Origin of the sequence: Shewanella sp. 10N.286.48.B5, assembly GCF_002874355.2 — a bacterium.
Classification (GTDB): Bacteria; Pseudomonadota; Gammaproteobacteria; order Enterobacterales; family Shewanellaceae; genus Shewanella.
Window position 1 is genome coordinate 3,012,393 of sequence record NZ_MCVG02000001.1, and the last position, 18,484, is coordinate 3,030,876.

The following is an 18,484-nucleotide window of genomic DNA, read 5'->3' on the forward strand; positions in this document are numbered from 1 at the left end:
TGCATAGCTTTACATAGGTTATGTGAATAAAAGCAATGTATTGCAGCTAGGGACAAGTTTGTCGGCGGCTGTATCAGGCATTAAAGCAGAGGTTTCACCCAAAGTGGGCAATGATGCAGGCTTATTAAATGTAACAAGCCTGCCGGTTTTTATTAAAAATTGTAATCAAGTTTTACCCAAGCGGTTCGACCCGGCTCATTAACTTGAAATAGTGGTGAACTACCAGGAATGTCATTACCCGCTCCAGAGCGACTAACATGTTCGGCATAGGTAATATCAAATAAGTTCTCAATACCAAAACTCACTAAAATATCATCATGCTTCCAAGAGCCATTGATGGCCAATGTGCCAAAACCACTGCTTTCAGCCAGATCTTGTCCTGAGATATTACCTTGACCTATTGCGACTCTATCTTGCGCCGCAACCATCCGCCAAAATAACCCAGCGGTCCAATTTTCAGCTTCATAATTCACTGAAATACGACCCTCTAAAGGGGATATTTGCCCTAGTGGTGTATTGTCAGTGTCATTCTCACCATGGCTATAACTGACGGTGGTTTGCGCCGACCATTGATCAGTAAATGGATATAGCAGGCCTAATTCGCCGCCCCAAATCGTTGCATCAATATTGTAAGCTGCGGTCTTGGCAGTATTAGCATCAATTAAGATGTAGTCTGCCACTTTGCCGTAATAAAACGCCGTGGATATTTCAATATCGTCTTGATAAATCCAGCCAACATCAAGCTGGGTGGTTTTTTCAGCATCTAAATCAAATGCCTTAAGTGACAAATCATTATTGTCTGCCTTCATGAACTCCCAATAGTCAGGAATACGTTGGGCATGGCCGCCGCCAATATAATATTGGCTTTTATCAGTCTCAAACTCGTAGCGAACAAAGCCACTGAATAAGTCATCATCACGGCTGCCTTGCTGGGCCACATATAAACTGGTTTGCCATTGATCCATTCTTAGCCCCGTCAAGATTTTACCTTGGTTAAGCTGATAACTTGATTCAACAAATAAGCCGGTATTGATATAAGCCATGTCCTGCATAAAGGGTTTTGCTAATAAATCATCTAGGCCATTATCTTCTGCTTGATTGATGCTGCGTCCTTTGTGCTTACTGTCCATATAGTCAAGCCCGACAATGGTTTCCCATTTTTCATTGGCTGAAATATCAAACCATAAATGACCACCTGCGGTTTTTCGTCTGACATTAGTGCCTGCATTTACGCCGCGGTCAAACTGATCCATAACGTGATCGTTTTCATTACTATATAACTGAAAATCAATATTATTCAGCCAGTAAAAATCAACATCCTTTTGCAGCAGAAAGGTGACATTTTCATTATCGATCACACGAGCTTTATTGGTTCTGTCAGCGTACTCAGCCTCACCGCTTGAGCTGCCATAAGCAAGCTCAACCACGGTTGACTCGTCGGGGGTCCAACCTAAAGCAAAATTGTAATTATTACGGTCATAAAGGGATTGAATGGTGGTACCATCACCGTCTTGATAATGATCGCTTTTAGACTTATTAGCATCAAAATCAATGTAATGGGTTTCAGTACCTGCTTTTATTTCGACTAAGTAATCTTTACGGCCAAAACTGCCACCGGTTACGCTGGCGCGACCTTCAAGGCTTTTCTCACTAAAGCTATGGCGATCTTTTTCAAATAATACCGTCCCTGCGGAACCTACTGGGCCATATTTTACTGTTTGTGGGCCTTTAATCACTGTAATGGCATCATAGGCTTCTGGATAAATATAAGCTGTTGGCGGATCCATACGTCCGCCACAGGTGCCATAAACATGCTGTCCATCATCAACAATACTGATGCGTGAACCGCCCATGCCTCTTAAAGAAGGGTCGCCACCTGCGCCGCCTTTTCTGGCGATACTAAAACCGGGGATGGTTTTTAAGTAACCTGCACCGTCATAAGCGGGCAGCGGTAATCTGGGCTTTTTGGGATCGGTGACAACTTTGGCAGGATCGCGCATTAACTCCCCAGTCACCACAAGGTAGTCATCACAGCTTTTATTATCGCAGTGCTGCTTGTGTTTTTTTTCTTGGGTGGTTTCAACAGCCTGAGTGTCTGTGGGATTAGCCTCAGTGGCTTGAACGAAGGAAGTGGGTAAAAAACCTAAAGCGACAGCGATAGAAATCATCAATTTAGAGTGGTACATAAACAGTCCTATGACAAACCTATAATATTTGTGCGGACATTTATAAATTAACCAGAACAGGTTTCAACTTAAAACCAACAAACTGCGACACTATGTCACAGGCTAATTAAAGGGAGGTCAAAAATACTAAACTCTTATAAATAAAAAACCTTTTATTCAAGTAGATAAGTAGGGGTAGCAGCCCATTTGAAATAACATCGCTGCCAAATAATAAACTGAATAAATGGATTTTTGAGCCATGGCGCTTAACCATAATAAGGGTTTTACCTTAATTGAGCTCGTAGTCGTTATCATTATTCTTGCCATTCTAGCGGTAACTGCCGCACCTAAATTCATCAATTTATCAACCGATGCCAGAATTGCGGCATTAAACGGCGCAGCGATAACTCAATAAAGTCACCTCCTCAGCCAAGTACATTAACCACAACTAATAGGGAAAATGTGACTCTGCTTGCTCTATATTCAAACCCACAGACAGATAAAATCATCTGAGTTAAAACTTATCGCCGACTAATTTAAGTGGTTATTAATTATTTCAAAAAATACCCTTTTTCGGCCTTAACAAGGGTCAAAATTTAAGACACAATGGAGATAACATCCATCTAGACGGCTAAACATGAAAAAATCATTAAAACAGCGTTCATCCGATCATCACCGTGGGATCTATTTTATTGGTACAACCCCACCAAAAATCGATACTGATTTTGAATCGGTCAGTATTATCGCTGATAAATTGTTAGCTCGCCTTGATGAGATAAACTTTGATGGTTTGATCATCTACGATATTCAGGATGAAACCAGCCGCATTGATACCCCAAGGCCTTTTCCCTTTAAAGCCACTCATGATTCTGGTACTTACGCTCAGCTAATCAATCAAAAGTCAGGCAAGCCAGTTATTGCTTATAAGAGCGTTGCCGGTCTTGATGAACAGGGCTTTAGTGAGTGGTTGTCCCGCGCTTGGTATCAAAATAATGTCAGAGACTTGGTATTAGTGGGATCCCCATCGACTCAGGTTGCAAGTTCATTACCATTAAATGACGCTTACCGCGTATTAGCGGCGCACTCTCAAGCATTCTACCTTGGTGGCGTGGCCATTGCAGAGCGCCATTTAAGTAAAAAAAATGAACATATTCGCCTGTTAGGTAAATCAAACCAAGGCTGTGAATACTACATCACTCAGGCGGTGTATAACGCCCAAGCAACCATTGATATGTTAACCAGCTACGCCAAAGAATGTGCGTTAAACAATATCAAGCCTAATCGCATCATCCTGACATTTTCACCTTGCGGCAGTGCTAAAACCTTAGAATTTATCAACTGGTTAGGTGTGTCGGTACCCGAAGCTACCAGCCAGCGTATTTTGTCGGCAGAAGATCCTCTGTATGAGTCAATTAAGATTAATCACAGTAACCTGCTGAAAATTTTAGCCGCGGTTATACCGCTTAATATTCCATTAGGGCTCAATATTGAAAGTTTAACTAACCGTAAAACTGAGATTGATGCCTCGATTTTGATGTACAAACTGCTAAAGGGCACCATGGATCAAGCCTTAGCCCAAAATCAAATTGATCAATTTGTGCTAAATAAATAGTCCTCAGCGATAAAATCTTGCCCTATGGTGTTAATAGCCGCCATAAGGCAAGCTTTCAGCGTCAAGCGCCAGTAACAAATGGCTTAGCCATAAGCGCTTATATTGACTCTAAAAAATCACATAAACCACAATTAAATATTGAAAAAAACCAATAATATCAGTTATTGTTGAATTAAATATGGGGGGATAACTGTAAATTAGCAGTAATGGTTAAAGGTCAAGTGTTAGCCTATAAGTCAGCAAGGTGCTTGCTAAGTCGAAGCATTTACCAACACCGACTTGCGGCGCTAAAGGCCCTTAGTTATCTCATCAAAGCATTTCAAACAAAGGCACAGTCATCACTTAAACTTGCCTAATTTTTTACTACTTTTGCTTTAATGATAACCAGCAATGAGCTTTATTATGACTATAATAGCATTAGGTTTTGTCGACTTTTAACCTTGCGCATAAGTTCAATTTGTATCTGTTCAATTGAGGACTAACTATGGATAGCCAAAAACTCAATACACTACTTGCCACAGTGACTGACAATGCCATTAATGCATATTGTCAATTCGGTGAAGAAATGCTGGTAGAAATTAATCGCTGGATTTCAAAGCCCGAGCAAAGTCGTTTTTTAAATGGCAATTCGCTGGACTTATTAATCAATAATCACCGCAACCACCTTGGGTTTATCTCCCAGGTTATTGAATCCCGTGATGGAACCGCTTTAGTGAAAGCACTTCCCTGGGTCTATCAGGCTTATCATTCTCAAGGGGTGCCATTTCTCTACTTTAAAGAAGAACTAGAAAAATGGCAGCAATTGATTTTAAAGACAATTCCACCAATTGAGGCTGCACAATTAGTGCAAATATACGATTGGATGCTTAGGGCCCATGATGAGTGCTGTAGCCTAATAAAAGGCAACCGAGAAGAAGAGTTTATTGCAATGGATAACCCCTTTCTCCACTATATTATTACAGGTGATCACCGTAACGCCTACAGCTATGCATTCAATAAAGTCACTACATGGGAAGACTTTGAGCGTTTTTTTAATAATGAGGCTCAGCCCGCTCTCTATCAAATAGGTTTGCTTTGGCAAAATGGTGACGTATCAGTATCCACCGAACATTTAGCCACAGCCATTACCAATCGTGTGCTCACTGGGCTGCTAATGCACCTAGACCTTCCAGAAATAACTAAACCAAAGATATTGGTAACTTGCGCGGCATCTGAACAACACCAAATTGGCTCATGGATGGTTGCCACAGCGTTAGAAGCAAATGAATGGGATACAACCTATCTTGGTGCCGACGCACCTAAAGATGCCATTCTTGATTATATTACAAATGAGTCACCTAAAGCCGTAATCATCAGCGTTACCATGCCTTACAATATCAAAAGGGCTCGAGAGCTCCTCCAAGAAATCGACGCCTTATACCCAAATATTAAAACCATTGTAGGCGGTCAAGCGCTGTCTTTTTTCCATGAACCGCAAGAAGTGCTTAAAGCCGATTTCATCACCAGCGATTACAAAGAAGCGATTCAAAAGCTCAACACCTGGTTAGCTTAATGAATATCCCCAGTGAACTTGCAATAGATATCGCAGAAAATTCGCACGTATTGGCTATCGCTGAGTTTGCTTACGATGGCACATTAATCAGTTACAACCGGGGCTTTCGCATACTGTTTGCTATTTTTCTATCTGAAACAAACAATTGGCATGAATTTTTTGTCGGTGCCCCTCGAGTGACACAAATAATAGACCTTGACTCAGATCCGCAACTACTTAAAACCACAAAAGGTGAAGGGCTTTTATGTTCGTTTCGTAAAATGGAGTCCTCGTTCTATTGTATTGCTGAAATATTGGAGCTAAAAGATGAAAAGCTAATTGAAGAAATTAGCAGTCTTAGTAATCTAATGGCGCAACTCAATTTTCAGCTTCGTCGCGAAAAACGGCAACTTATTAAAGCCCACAAAGACATAGAAAAAATCGCACGTGAAGACCCGCTGACATCCTTGCTAAACCGACGAGCATTTTTTGACATCATGAATCCCAGGTTGTCGTTAGCCAAACGACAAAACATGGAGATAACCCTGTTCTTTATTGATTTAGATTTTTTCAAATCGGTTAATGATAATTGGGGGCATAATATCGGAGATAAACTACTTGTGGCGATAGCAAGTATGCTTAAAAAGACCCTTAGGCTTGAAGATGTTATTTCTCGCTTTGGAGGAGAAGAGTTTGTCGTTGTCCTTACAGGGCAATCGTTAACTGATTCGTTCACATTAGCTAACCGTATCCTAGAAAATTGCAGAGCGCTCAAAATTGCATCAATGGACAGAGTAAATACCCTTTCAATCGGCATTACCCAGTGGGATAAAAACGAAGATATTAACAAACTTATTCAACGAGCAGATGATGCATGTTACATGGCGAAAAACAGTGGCAGAAATAAATACATTGCCTTAAGCCCTGAAACGGCAACAAGCCATTAATCATGGCTGCCCATGTTATTTTCAGAGACTGACCCAAGTGATTTAGTTCGGGAAATTAAAATATAAAAAAAGCCTGAAGCGATACTTCAGGCTTTTTGGTGTAAACGATAGCGAGTTTAACACTTGCTATCGTTTGTAAAACGAGTCGTTAAAACTGGTTCATTGTGTTGTCTTTACCTGACGCTTTAAGCGCTTGGTCACCAGAGAAGTACTCTTTATGTGCATCACCCATATCAGAACCTGCCATGTTTTGGTGTTTAACACAGGCAATACCTTGACGGATTTCCTTACGTTGAACATTAGCAACATAACCCAACATGCCTTGGTCACCGAAGTACTCTTTAGCCAAGTTATCAGTTGATAGTGCTGCGGTATGATACGTTGGTAGCGTGATAAGGTGATGGAAAATACCCGCTTCACGTGCAGCATCAGCTTGGAAAGTACGAATTTTTTCATCAGCTTGAATAGCAAGCTCAGTTGTATCGTAATCAACACTCATTAATTGATCGCGGTTGTAAGCTGAAACGTCTTGTCCTGCTGCTTGCATTGCATCAAATACTTGCTGACGGAAGTTAAGTGTCCAGTTAAACGATGGTGAGTTGTTATACACAAGTTTAGCGTTAGGTACCACCTTACGGATTTCGTTAACCATGCCGCCGATTTGAGATACATGAGGCTTTTCAGTTTCAATCCACAGTAAGTCAGCACCATTTTGCAGTGAAGTAATACAATCAAGTACACAGCGCTCTTCACCCGTACCCGCACGGAACTTAAATAAACCATTGGGTAGACGAGCAGGTTTTACCAACTTTCCACCTTGTTGGAATACCACATCGCCATTTTTAAGTGTTGCTGCATCAACCGCTTCCACTTCAAGGAAACTATTGTATTTATCACCTAAGTCACCAGCTTCATTGGTTACGGCAATTTTTTGTGTTAGACCAGCACCTAGTGAATCGGTACGGGCAACAATCACACCGTCATCAATACCCAATTCTAAAAAGGCATAACGAACCGCATTAATTTTCGCTAAAAATTCAACATGGGGGACGGTCACTTTACCATCTTGGTGGCCGCACTGTTTTACATCAGACACTTGGTTTTCTAATTGAATACAACAAGCACCGGCTTCAATCATCTGCTTTGCCATCAAGTAAGTGGCTTCTTCGTTACCAAAACCTGCGTCAATATCAGCAATAATCGGTACAACATGGGTTTCGAAGTTATTAATTTTGTCTTGAATCGCCGCTTTTTCTGACTCGCTGGCATTATCTAATTGGCTGAACAGGCCACCCAATTCACGTGCGTCAGCTTGACGTAGAAAAGTGTATAGCTCTTTAATTAACGCAGCGACAGAGGTCTTTTCATGCATTGATTGGTCAGGTAATGGACCAAACTCACTGCGCAGTGCTGCAACCATCCAACCCGAAAGGTATAAGTAACGACGTTTGGTGGTTAAAAGATGCTTTTTAATAGAGATCATTTTTTGTTGGCCAATAAAACCATGCCAGCAACCTAGAGACTGAGTGTACTGCGATGAATCTTTATCGTAGTTATCCATGTCTTCACGCATAATCTTAGCAGTGTACTTTGCGATGTCTAACCCAGTTTGGAAACGATTCTGTAGACGCATACGAGCGACTGATTCTGGGTTGATGGCATTCCATGCACTACCTTCTGAATTAATCAAGGTAGCAGCTTCATCGATATTACTTCTGTAGTTAGTCATGTGTATATTCCTTTAACAAATTGATTAGCGGCAAATGATTACGTTGAAAATAATAGTTAGATTTGGTTAAATAAGTCTAATTTATACTTACTATTTTCGGTATTCATCTTATGAATGTATCTCGTATCGACTTGAACCTCCTTGTTTATTTAGATGTTTTGCTACGTGAAAGAAATGTAACTAAAGCAGCTGACCAACTTGGTATTAGCCAGCCTGCAATGAGTAACGGCCTAAAACGCTTAAGAACCTTGTTTGATGATCCCTTACTTATTCGCACCAGTCAGGGCATGACGCCGACAGAACGTGCTAAAGAGTTGCAACCCATAATCAGTACCTTGATTATCGGGCTAGAAAAAGCCGTACAGCCTCGCGCCAAATTTGACCCACAAGAAAGTGACAAAGTCTTTCGAGTAATGGCTAGTGATTATGCTGAAGCGACCTTACTACCTCCGCTAATTGCAAAACTTCGGACTCAAGCACCCAACATTATTTTAGACATCATGACCCCAAGTGATGTCAGTTTCCCTGATGTAGAACAAGGAAGAGTCGATATGGTGATCAATCGATTCGACACTATTCCGCAATCATTTCACCAGAAAGTTTTGTGGAATGACGACTTCAGCTGCTTGATTAGTAAGACGAATCCAGTTTTACACAAGTTTTCTTTAGACAGTTATTTGCAAGCCAAACACGTGTGGGTGAGTAAAACCGGAATGGGCGTTGGTGTAGGGATGGATCCTGCTGATGTTCAGCGCTTAGGTTGGGTGGATGAAGCATTAACTCGAATTGGCGTAAAACGGCAAATCACGGTTTTTACTCGCCATTACCAAGCCGCGTGTTTGTTGGCTGAGCAACAGGATTTGATCGCAACCATACCAAGTAAGATGGCTCGTCATCACAACAATAATGATCGGGTGAGTATTGTTCCGCCGCCATTTATTATTCCACCCATTGCATTAACTATGGCTTGGAGCCCCTTGCTTCAACATAATCCAGCACATCAATGGATGCGCCAATTAATCACTAAAACGGCAGATGAAATAAATAGAGGCGACGTTTAATCTTGTTGTTATTTTGATTTTTAATTACTGATACGTTGCAAATTAACCAAAAAAGGGTGTTTCACCATAGATTTGATGAATATTGGTGATAACAAGTATAAATTGGATAAATAAGCTTAATTTGATATAGAGTAAAGTCTTGCTGCGAATTAACGATTAATAATAGATTTGAGTGGTTTTTAAGTTCAGCGCACAGGAATTAAAGGTAGGGATAAACATGACAGCACGTATTCAAGTAGGTGGATTACAAGTAGCACAAGCATTGTGGCAACTGGTCGATAGTGACATTTGTCCAGGTACAGGCATTGATTCAGCAACTTTCTGGGCAAAATTTGAGGACATCATTACCGAATTTGCTCCCATTAATGTGGCCTTGTTAGAAAAAAGGCAGCAATTGCAGCAACAAATTGATCAATGGCATACAAAGCACCCAGCTAAAGACGTTAACCCAGACCAATACAAAGCTTTTCTATCCGAAATCGGCTACCTAGTACCTGAGGGTGACGATTTTAAAATTAGCACTGAAAATGTCGATCATGAAATTGCAGCGCAAGCTGGGCCACAATTAGTTGTGCCAGTAAAAAATGCACGTTTTGCCCTTAACGCCGCCAATGCACGTTGGGGCAGTTTATATGATGCGCTATATGGTACTGATGCCATATCACAACAAGACGGCGCCGAGCTGACCAAACAATACAACCCCATAAGGGGCAATAAAGTTATCGCATTTGCAAAACATCACTTAGATACCGCAGCCCCATTAGTGCAAGGCAGCCATGCTGATGTAACGCGGTATTATATTGATGCAGGCCAACTACGTATGCAGTTAACTGATGGCACAATCACAAGCTTAACCCAAGCACAAAAGTGTGTCGGTTACCAAGGTAGTGCAGATGCGCCGAGTGCGATTTTGCTGGTTAATAATGGTTTGCATATTGAGATCCAAATTGATCCAGACAGTGTTATTGGCAGCAGCGATAGTGCTGGCGTAAAAGACTTGTTAGTTGAAGCCGCTGTTACCACCATTATGGATTGCGAAGACTCTGTTGCTGCGGTTGATGCTGAAGACAAAGTTGAAGTTTATCGCAATTGGTTAGGTTTGATGCAAGGTAACTTAGCTGCCTCACTGACTAAAAATGGTAAACAAATCCTTAGAGAGCTTAATGATGATAGGGTTTATACCGCTGCTAATGTTAATGCTAGTACAGACGCTAACACCGTAACGTTACCCGGCAGAAGCTTACTCTTTGTACGTAATGTTGGCCACTTGATGACGATTGATGCCGTACTAGATAAACATGGCAATGAAGTACCAGAAGGAATATTGGATGGCATGATCACTGTGCTTGCCGCTATGCATGACCTTAAAGGTAACAATAATGGTCGCAGTAATAGCCGCAAAGGATCGGTGAATATTGTCAAACCTAAAATGCATGGCCCAGAAGAAGTGCAATTTACTTGTGACTTATTTACCAAGATAGAAGATGCACTCAACCTCCCCCGTAATACCATTAAAGTCGGCATTATGGATGAAGAGCGCAGAACCACACTCAACTTAAAAGAGTGTATCAGGGTCGCGCAACAGCGCGTTGTCTTTATTAATACCGGCTTTCTTGACCGTACCGGTGACGAACTCCATACCTCAATGTTAGCGGGCGCCTTTGTCCCCAAATCTGTGATGAAGCAGCAAAAATGGATTAAGGCTTATGAAGACTGGAATGTCGATATTGGACTTGAATGTGGCTTACAAGGTCGCTCTCAGATTGGTAAGGGTATGTGGCCGATGCCAGATGAAATGGCTGCTATGCTAGAACAAAAAGTGGCTCACCCAAAAGCGGGGGCAAACACGGCTTGGGTACCATCGCCCAATGGTGCCGTACTGCATTCTATCCATTATCATCAAATAAATGTGGCGGAAGTTCAACAGCAACTTAAGCATCGTAAGCGTGCTAGCATCGATGACTTGTTGACGATTCCATTGCTTGATGACACGACAACATTAACCCAGCAACAAATTACCTTTGAGCTAGAAAATAATGCTCAGGGTATACTGGGCTATGTGGTGCGCTGGATTGACCAAGGCGTCGGTTGCTCGAAAGTGCCTGATATTAATAATGTAGGTTTAATGGAAGACAGAGCGACTTTGCGGATCTCGTCGCAATACTTAGCTAATTGGCTTGAACATGGCTTATGCAGTGAAGAAGAAGTGATGGCGGCACTGAAAAAAATGGCTGCAGTGGTAGATGCTCAAAATGCAGGCGATCCACTGTACATTAATATGGCCCCTAATTTTGACGGCATAGCCTTTAAAGCGGCTTGCGACCTTATATTTAAAGGTAAATCGCAACCTTCTGGTTATACAGAGCCTTTACTACATGCATACAGGATCCAAGCTAAAGCAGGTTAATCTTTAGCGTTAATACTAGCTCTGTGTTTATGTAGTCACTCAATCAATAAGCCCTGATCTTGCAAAGATTAGGGCTTTTTTGAATGTTCAAGTTGGGGGATGAGATTAAGCCTACGCTCACCTTAACGGCACCCACTGATTGAAAGCAAAGGAGATCGTTAGATATTCAGCCACTCGGAGTGGGTGGCCATGTTAATTAATGGCAATGTTATTATTGATTCTATCAGTAAAACAAATATCGATATGAATTTAGAATTGTGAAAATGAAGGGGAAAGTTAACTTAGATTATAACCACCTACTGAAGTAGGTGGTTTAGGGGCTGAAAACAAAAATTACTTTCCCAGTTGTTCATCAGACAAGTTAGCGAGCCTTGATGGTTCGCTTTACTTAAAAGATGAGTGAGCTTTCGGGTTTGTAAATTATAGAGACTATAGCTCAACCATATACATAGCATTTTTTGTCGCGAAGCTAAGGCGCGGTTTTGAGCCATCTTTAGAAGGCATGTATTCAATTGAATTTGTTGTTATTGCACCTAACAACCTTGGTGTTTGCCAAATGATATCTCCTGAATTAACAGAGCGCATTGATAACGTACAATTGGGGTTATTACTTAAACCTATTTCTCCGCTATCACAACTACTTATTAGTAAATTATCTGAATCCTGAGGTTGTAAGATATTAGTCACCTCACCATCTATGAAAAAGGAATTGATTTGAGTTAGCGAGTTATCAAGTATTAACAGTTCGGTACTATTACCATATGGTGAGCCATGGGAAGATAAACAAGCTATATTAGTCGCTTGATTAATCAGCACTATTTTACTACATAAAAGTGATGCTGTACTTGCCGGTACGAATGCTCCATCTATAAACTTGAATTGTTCTGTTGAATTGAAGAGGTGGTAGTTCGAATCACGTTTTTCTATTGCCACAACTGCAATCAAGGTTCCTTCTTTATTTCTAGAAAAGTCAGCATCTAAAATGGTGGACACTTCTGTAGGTTTATAATCCCAGAGTACAGTTTGATTTACTAAGTCTTCTACATAGAGTTGTTCACTGTTAACAACAATTAAATCATTATAACCATCGTTGTTAATATCAGCATGTTCCATTTCTACTGAGCTTACATATCTTTCAGAGTTTTGGCTAAACGACTTCTCCCAGAGTAAAACTTCGGATGCTAGCTCTTGTGCAAACAGAGTAAAACCTTCTTCATATTTAGTATTAATTATCACTTCATTAACACCGTCTAAATTGGCATCAAAAATGTCAATTGCATGGATGGAACCATTTATTCCGTTCTCTAACTTGTAAAGGTTATTTTTTTCTTTTTGACCATTTTCAGAAACACTGTATAGGTTCCAATTGTGTTGAGGAGAATAAAACAGTGCTTTAAAGCTTCCACCTTCTACGATATTCCCTGCGGTATGGTAGTTTGTACTAGCAGTAGAATAATTTAAGCCCCATACAACTTCTGGGTATGGAGTTAATTTAAATGAGCTAATTGAACTATTACCTGATCTCAAGAGCTCAACTTCACCTGAGTTTTCAGTAACTGCTGAAATAATATTGTTTGTGTGGTTCGATAACTCACTCCATTGAAGCTCTAATTTCTCACTTGAATAGGAGTTCATATTCCCGCCGTAACTTGAACATGGTCCAGTAACAATGCTTTTTAGAGGTGTTACATGCAGACTGCAGATATCTTCTTCTATGGCTAAATGAGTAATAGGTGAGCTTTCTCCATATTTTAGCATTTCAATGGATTGCTCTTGCTTGTTGTATGAAATAATTTCTTCTATTTCATTGCCATCAATATCAGCTAAAGTGAATAATGTATTTTCAGAGTCAGCATGTAACCAATTTAATTTTTTGAGTTCATTATCAAATACTAAGCCATCATCTAACAAAATATGCTTTAAATTCTTGTCGATAATACTACCGATTTGTACCTCGGATGGCTGAGAATTCAGATCATAAAGTGAGCTTATCGAGTTTGATCCTGTATCCCACACCCATAAGTCGTGATTAGGTGTGTTGCCACAATCTTTGCAAGCTATGATTAAAACTATTTCGGCATGACCATCATCATTTAAATCTGCAATTGAAAAGTCGACAAATTTCTTGTCTCTTAGGATATGAGACTCTTCAAATTTTTCTATTTCGACAATGACACTTTTTTTGTTTGTATTTGGGTCGATAGATAAAATTTGGTCACTATTCATTACCACTATATGATTAAGCCGATCACCTTCAAAATCATAGTGACTGAGCTTTAAGGCATCTAGATGATAAGGATAAGACCACTGTTGTGTATACTCTTCACCATTTTTGTCCAATAGTGCAATTTGTTTATTATTCTTAAGTATCAAGATTTGTTTTTTATTTAAAGACAAAAAATTAGCTATTGAAATATCCCTTTCTTTGCCAGAAGTTGATAATTCTGAGTAGACATTTAATGCGGCGTCAGACTTTTGTTTTATTGAGAATTGCTTAGTCACTCCGTAATTAGGAATTGTAAGTGAAAACTTGATTTCTTGTTCTGCTGAAAAGGCAATTGAATGAGCCTCCCAGTTGAGAGTGCCGTCAGCAGAAATTGTCATGCCATTGGGGCCGTAAAGCAGCTCGGGTAGTACACCTAAATCGGGAGTCGTTTCGACTTTAACCCTCATAACTTCACCATAGCTTACTATTTCAGGAAGCTGAGAAAGTGTAATTTCAGGCTCTTTAATAAATGTAACTAACGGAGCACTATGTTCAGCATCTTCATACCACTCCATTTCGAACTCATCATTAAAGTCTACAAAGACGGAAAGGCTATTTCCTGCAAGATCTTGGGTATTGCCCTCGCAATCTGGCAATAAGTTTGAATGGGTAAAATTAATTGTTAAAGGGTGTTTTGTCCCAGAGTTAACTTGAGATTGAAATTGATAAATAGCGGTTGTGACTTGTTGACTAGATATTATTTTCGACGAAAGGTCATCATTGAAAATAAATGTTTCAATACATTCAGTATCTGGAATTTTTAGTAACCATCTGCCTTGTATATGGTTAGTAATAGTCGGAATGGTTGGAGTCGCAGGAGAACTCTCAGAGTCCCCACCCCCTCCGCATGCCACAAGTAAAAATGTGACAAAAATACAGACAGTTCTGATTAACATAATAAAATCCTTTTACTTCAAGTTCATCCATTCGTCATGATGACAAATTATCAGGTGGCAATACTAGCCATTTAACAAAAAAATTACAATGTGCGGCGAAGGGTATTTAATTGGCTAATTTCTTTGGACTATGTGCATATTGTTTTGGTTATTGGGTTGCTCCACCTATAAATTACTAGCGGAAGAACTGAGTCAGGGTAAGAATCTCCCATTGATTTGAATCATGGATTATTAAAATATTCTTGTATTGATAAATTGAGAGAAGCGATTCAATTTTTTAGCAAGCGATTGCTTTTGTTCAATTTGAGTGAAGTAAGCTTGGTACATTGGATCTTCTAGCATGTTTTTTTCAAAATCTTTTCCAGCCTGCTCTCTATCTGATTGATGTGGAAATAAGCCGCGTAATTTAGCGAGCTCACCATAATCAAACCAAATGCCGCCACATCCTGGGCAAATATCAATTTCTATTTGATGCTTAGGGCTATAAAACTGTCTAGCCATGACAATATCAGTACATTTAGGGCAATTAATTCTTTTAGAGTAATCTAATGCTGGCGGGGAAAATTGCGCTAGATGGTCGATTAACACAGTTCCACGCTTTTCATGCTGCTCATCAAAGTGAGCTAATTCATGATTATCAAAAAAGACACCACCACAAGCTTGTGAAATATCGACGGCGATACCGCCTACTTTGATTTGTTTTAAGTTTGATTCCGTTCTTGGACACTTCATAATAATTCCTTTAAAAAAATACATAGCCACCCATTATTTTGAAGTTATAACATAACGCTTTTCATTTTAAGTTGCTAACACCAACAATCATTTACTGAAGGGATGAACCCTGCCAAAGGACTGAAAATTTCATAATTAATCGCCAAAATTAAGTCATAAACTAAATTCAATCCAGCAGAAAAGCTTGATATCAATCAAGTGGGGAATACTTTTACTTGAAATTAAGAAATGATTTATTAAGCGCACAACCATCGCTGACAGTTAGCTGCACCTTGTCGCCGCTTGCGCTCTAGATGTTCACAATATTCAGTTAATGCAGGTAACGCCCCTACAGCTCCTTTAAATAATGCACCAAACTCAGTAGTGATTTTTAACCAGTTTTCAGCAGGAATATTCAATCTATTGAGAATATCCTGGCTACTCGCGCTTATAGCACCGCGTTTGTCATCACGAATAATCCGCCCTGTATCTTCAACCAGCACAATGTAATCTTTGACGCTAAACATCAAACCATTAGGCATATCCAAACGTTCATTGCCCACAAAAGGCAGTAACTCCGCGGGTTGCTCACCTTTCATGGCTGAGTTGATCCGGCGCTGAATGCTGGTGTAATCGGAGCTTTCAGGGGTTGTAGCCATCTTGGCGCGGATAGGGTTTAAGTCCACATAGGCCATGCACGCAAGTACTGCAGCTTCATCTAATAATGCTTGGGATTTAAAGCGCCCTTCCCAAAATCGACCAGTGCAGTTATCTTCTTTATTGGCCATTCGGGCAATAGGTTCACACAGTGAACGCATAAACCAACTGATATCAGTCAAGCGTAGTCGGTATTGAGTAATACAGTCATTCACAGCCTGTAACTCAAACTCATTAAGCACTTCACCTTTAACAAACTTATTGGTCAGCAATGTGCCTTTAAAGCCTTTATGCCATTGGGTAAGCACCTCGAAATCAGACCAGTTTTTGGCGGTATCAATATCCACTTTTAGCACCACATGTAAATGATTACTCATCACCGAATAAGCACAAATATCAATGGCAAAAATCGTCGCAAGCTCTAATATCCGAGAATCAACCCACTCACGGCGATGCTCATAGTTATCACCAGAGCTTGCATCAAAACCACATAGAAAGGCTTTACGCACCACTCTAGAACAGCAGTGGTAGTAAGGCGTATCTTCTAAACTCACGAGTGTTTCTCTTGGTCTGGCCATCATCTATCACCGATTATTAAGCAATATCCAAAGCCTAGTACAGTGTTGATAATTTAGCCACTTAAAGTGGGTGGCCATGTTATTCGTTTAAAGTGGGTGGCCATGTTATTCGTTTGTATTTATCGTGCTTATTAGACTATTTATCGCCTTTATTAGCCGCCCTCAGCAATTAAATTATCGCCGTAAAACCAAGTTATTCAGCCATGCAGAACGCTCATTTTTAGGCGTACTTGATACCGCCTGTGCAGATCAATATCGTGTATTTGCCAAAGTACGAGTTGCCGATGTGCTTACCCCAGAAAAAGACTTAAACCGTAGCAATTGGCAAACCGCATTTAATCGAATTTCAGCCAAGCACTTCGACTACATATTGTGTAAACCCAACACCATGGAGTTTGTTGCAGCCATAGAGCTAGATGATAAAAGCCATAACAGCAAACAAGCTCAAAAACGTGATGCACTCATTAATGAAGCTTGTGAAAGTGCCCAACTACCGCTCATACGATTTCCAGCCAAAGCGAGATATTCGGTGCAAGAAGTAAAACAAGTCATAGAGCAGTCTTTAACGCCTGAAATCAAAGGTAACCTTTAGCAATCTGTACCACCAAAACACAATTAACGATACATATTGTAACACCCTGCTTTTTAAATGATTTAATTTCAAACTTTCGGGTAAAACAGTGCGCTACCCCATTGCAATTGGTTAAAAAAATAGCTTATTGTATAACCAATAAAAAAACGCAGGCCAAGCTCTTAATCCAATAAGAGAACGCCTTTCAGGGAAGAAGAAGCCAATCATTCGCTTGTAAAAGCTAGTTCATTTGAACCACACAAGCACAAAGTGAAAAGTTTACTCTTGCTCCACTTATTAATTGCTCCAATTTTGAATATTAGGGTAATCATGCCAACTTTCGATTATTACAAACAATCTCAAAATTATTATTCCCAATCCCCTGCAATTATCTTAGGCAGTGGTGCGTCAGCAGCCTTCGGTATGTCAGGTATGGGCGCATTAGCAGATTATCTTAAAATTAGCGTAGATAACTCAACCTTAGAGCCGGAAGAAAGTATTGAATGGGATAAATTTGTCACCCTTCTTGATACTAATGTCGATTTAGAATCTGCACTGCATCAAGTCAACTTATCAGACAGATTGACGAGTGAAGTTGTTAGGAATACCTGGTCATTGATAACGCCTGAAGATTTAGATGTCTTTGATCATTCTTTGCGTGTACGTAATTTTTTTCCTTTAGGTCGCTTATTGGCTGACTATTTTAAAAGTACTGCTACATCTATCGATATTATAACGACAAACTATGATCGATTAGGTGAGTATTCATGTGAACAAGAAGGATTTCACCATTACACAGGTTTTTCTCATGGTTTTAGGCGTTTATTAAAAGATCCTGAATACTTACGGTGTGAGAGAGTAGTTAATATTTGGAAAGTGCATGGCTCACTTGATTGGTTTAAGTCTAATACAAGTGAAGTTGTTGGGTTCGGTAACGTTACAGAGATACCTAGTGATTTTACTCCTCAAATAGTAACGCCAGGAACCGAAAAGTATCGCATTACTCATTTAGAGCCATTTCGAACCATTATTGCAAAGGCTGATCATGCTATAGAAAGTGCTAATAGTTATTTGGCAATTGGCTTTGGGTTTAACGATCAACACATACAAGAAAAACTCATTCAAAAATGTTTAAGAGATAAAGCCAGTATTACAGTAATAACGTATCAGTTGAGTGATGCTACTAAGACATTTTTATTTGAAAGTGGTATCGAAAACTATATCGCAATAGAGCGAGGAACCCATGATGGTGAGTCAATCATATACTCATCCATGATTGATGCTCCTATCACAGTAAATGAAGAATATTGGTCATTACAAGGTTATTTAAATTTAATTCTTTAAGGAGGAAGT

At 40.0% G+C, this 18,484-nt stretch carries 12 protein-coding genes and 1 pseudogene; 8 read left to right on the forward strand and 5 right to left on the reverse strand.

Going from position 1 to position 18,484, the window contains the following annotated elements:
- Positions 1-152: 152 nt before the first annotated feature.
- Positions 153-2,186, reverse strand: a complete 2,034-nt coding sequence (locus BCU57_RS12930; protein WP_241903435.1) for a TonB-dependent copper receptor — start codon at positions 2,184-2,186, stop codon at positions 153-155.
- 238 nt (positions 2,187-2,424) lie between these two features.
- On the opposite strand from BCU57_RS12930, the pseudogene BCU57_RS12935 reads away from it, so the two are divergent.
- From BCU57_RS12935 to BCU57_RS12950, 4 genes and pseudogenes are all read left to right on the forward strand, one after another.
- Positions 2,425-2,562, forward strand: a pseudogene (locus BCU57_RS12935) (type IV pilin protein); the annotation flags it as partial.
- A 240-nt stretch (positions 2,563-2,802) separates the two neighbouring features.
- Entirely contained in the window at positions 2,803-3,777 is a 975-nt protein-coding gene (locus tag BCU57_RS12940) for a methylenetetrahydrofolate reductase (protein ID WP_102435674.1), read from the forward strand.
- Positions 3,778-4,261: 484 nt separating this feature from the next.
- Positions 4,262-5,329 (forward strand): B12-binding domain-containing protein, encoded by a 1,068-nt coding sequence (locus BCU57_RS12945; protein ID WP_102435676.1) that lies wholly within the window; start codon positions 4,262-4,264, stop codon positions 5,327-5,329.
- Positions 5,329-6,255, forward strand: coding sequence for a GGDEF domain-containing protein (locus tag BCU57_RS12950; protein WP_102435678.1), 927 nt, complete (start codon positions 5,329-5,331; stop codon positions 6,253-6,255). The genes BCU57_RS12945 and BCU57_RS12950 overlap by 1 nt, the downstream gene beginning before the upstream one ends.
- 148 nt (positions 6,256-6,403) lie before the next feature.
- Here the strand turns inward: BCU57_RS12950 and BCU57_RS12955 are convergent, their stop codons facing one another.
- Positions 6,404-7,984 (reverse strand): isocitrate lyase, encoded by a 1,581-nt coding sequence (locus BCU57_RS12955; protein ID WP_102435680.1) that lies wholly within the window; start codon positions 7,982-7,984, stop codon positions 6,404-6,406.
- Positions 7,985-8,094: 110 nt separating this feature from the next.
- On the opposite strand from BCU57_RS12955, the gene BCU57_RS12960 reads away from it, so the two are divergent.
- On the forward strand, positions 8,095-9,045 hold the full coding sequence (locus BCU57_RS12960) for a LysR family transcriptional regulator (RefSeq protein WP_102435682.1): 951 nt from the start codon (positions 8,095-8,097) through the stop codon (positions 9,043-9,045).
- Positions 9,046-9,262: 217 nt separating this feature from the next.
- Positions 9,263-11,452, forward strand: a complete 2,190-nt coding sequence (locus tag BCU57_RS12965) for a malate synthase G (protein ID WP_102435684.1) — start codon at positions 9,263-9,265, stop codon at positions 11,450-11,452.
- Positions 11,453-11,881: 429 nt separating this feature from the next.
- On the opposite strand, the gene BCU57_RS12970 is transcribed toward BCU57_RS12965, so the two are convergent.
- From BCU57_RS12970 to BCU57_RS12980, 3 genes are all read right to left on the reverse strand, one after another.
- On the reverse strand, positions 11,882-14,614 hold the full coding sequence (locus BCU57_RS12970; protein WP_102435686.1) for a hypothetical protein: 2,733 nt from the start codon (positions 14,612-14,614) through the stop codon (positions 11,882-11,884).
- Positions 14,615-14,845: 231 nt separating this feature from the next.
- Positions 14,846-15,346 carry a zf-TFIIB domain-containing protein gene (locus BCU57_RS12975; RefSeq protein WP_241903436.1) on the reverse strand — a complete coding sequence of 167 codons (501 nt, stop codon included), beginning with the start codon at positions 15,344-15,346 and terminating at the stop codon, positions 14,846-14,848.
- A 236-nt stretch (positions 15,347-15,582) separates the two neighbouring features.
- Entirely contained in the window at positions 15,583-16,560 is a 978-nt protein-coding gene (locus BCU57_RS12980) for a transposase (protein ID WP_413211456.1), read from the reverse strand.
- A gap of 124 nt (positions 16,561-16,684) precedes the next feature.
- Here BCU57_RS12980 and BCU57_RS12985 point away from each other — a divergent pair, with 124 nt between their 5' ends.
- A complete protein-coding gene (locus BCU57_RS12985; RefSeq protein WP_241903437.1) occupies positions 16,685-17,152 on the forward strand; it encodes a DUF2726 domain-containing protein in 468 nt (155 codons plus the stop codon).
- Positions 17,153-17,461: 309 nt separating this feature from the next.
- Entirely contained in the window at positions 17,462-18,475 is a 1,014-nt protein-coding gene (locus BCU57_RS12990) for an SIR2 family protein (protein WP_102435694.1), read from the forward strand.
- Positions 18,476-18,484: the final 9 nt, after the last annotated feature.

Bases quoted from the DNA above. Each gene is read 5' to 3' on its own strand.
- BCU57_RS12930 (WP_241903435.1), bottom strand. From the start codon at position 2,186: ATGTACCACTCTAAATTGATGATTTCTATCGCTGTCGCTTTAGGTTTT.
- BCU57_RS12940 (WP_102435674.1), top strand. From the start codon at position 2,803: ATGAAAAAATCATTAAAACAGCGTTCATCCGATCATCACCGTGGGATC.
- BCU57_RS12945 (WP_102435676.1), top strand. From the start codon at position 4,262: ATGGATAGCCAAAAACTCAATACACTACTTGCCACAGTGACTGACAAT.
- BCU57_RS12950 (WP_102435678.1), top strand. From the start codon at position 5,329: ATGAATATCCCCAGTGAACTTGCAATAGATATCGCAGAAAATTCGCAC.
- BCU57_RS12955 (WP_102435680.1), bottom strand. From the start codon at position 7,984: ATGACTAACTACAGAAGTAATATCGATGAAGCTGCTACCTTGATTAAT.
- BCU57_RS12960 (WP_102435682.1), top strand. From the start codon at position 8,095: ATGAATGTATCTCGTATCGACTTGAACCTCCTTGTTTATTTAGATGTT.
- BCU57_RS12965 (WP_102435684.1), top strand. From the start codon at position 9,263: ATGACAGCACGTATTCAAGTAGGTGGATTACAAGTAGCACAAGCATTG.
- BCU57_RS12970 (WP_102435686.1), bottom strand. From the start codon at position 14,614: ATGTTAATCAGAACTGTCTGTATTTTTGTCACATTTTTACTTGTGGCA.
- BCU57_RS12975 (WP_241903436.1), bottom strand. From the start codon at position 15,346: ATGAAGTGTCCAAGAACGGAATCAAACTTAAAACAAATCAAAGTAGGC.
- BCU57_RS12980 (WP_413211456.1), bottom strand. From the start codon at position 16,560: ATGGCCAGACCAAGAGAAACACTCGTGAGTTTAGAAGATACGCCTTAC.
- BCU57_RS12990 (WP_102435694.1), top strand. From the start codon at position 17,462: ATGCCAACTTTCGATTATTACAAACAATCTCAAAATTATTATTCCCAA.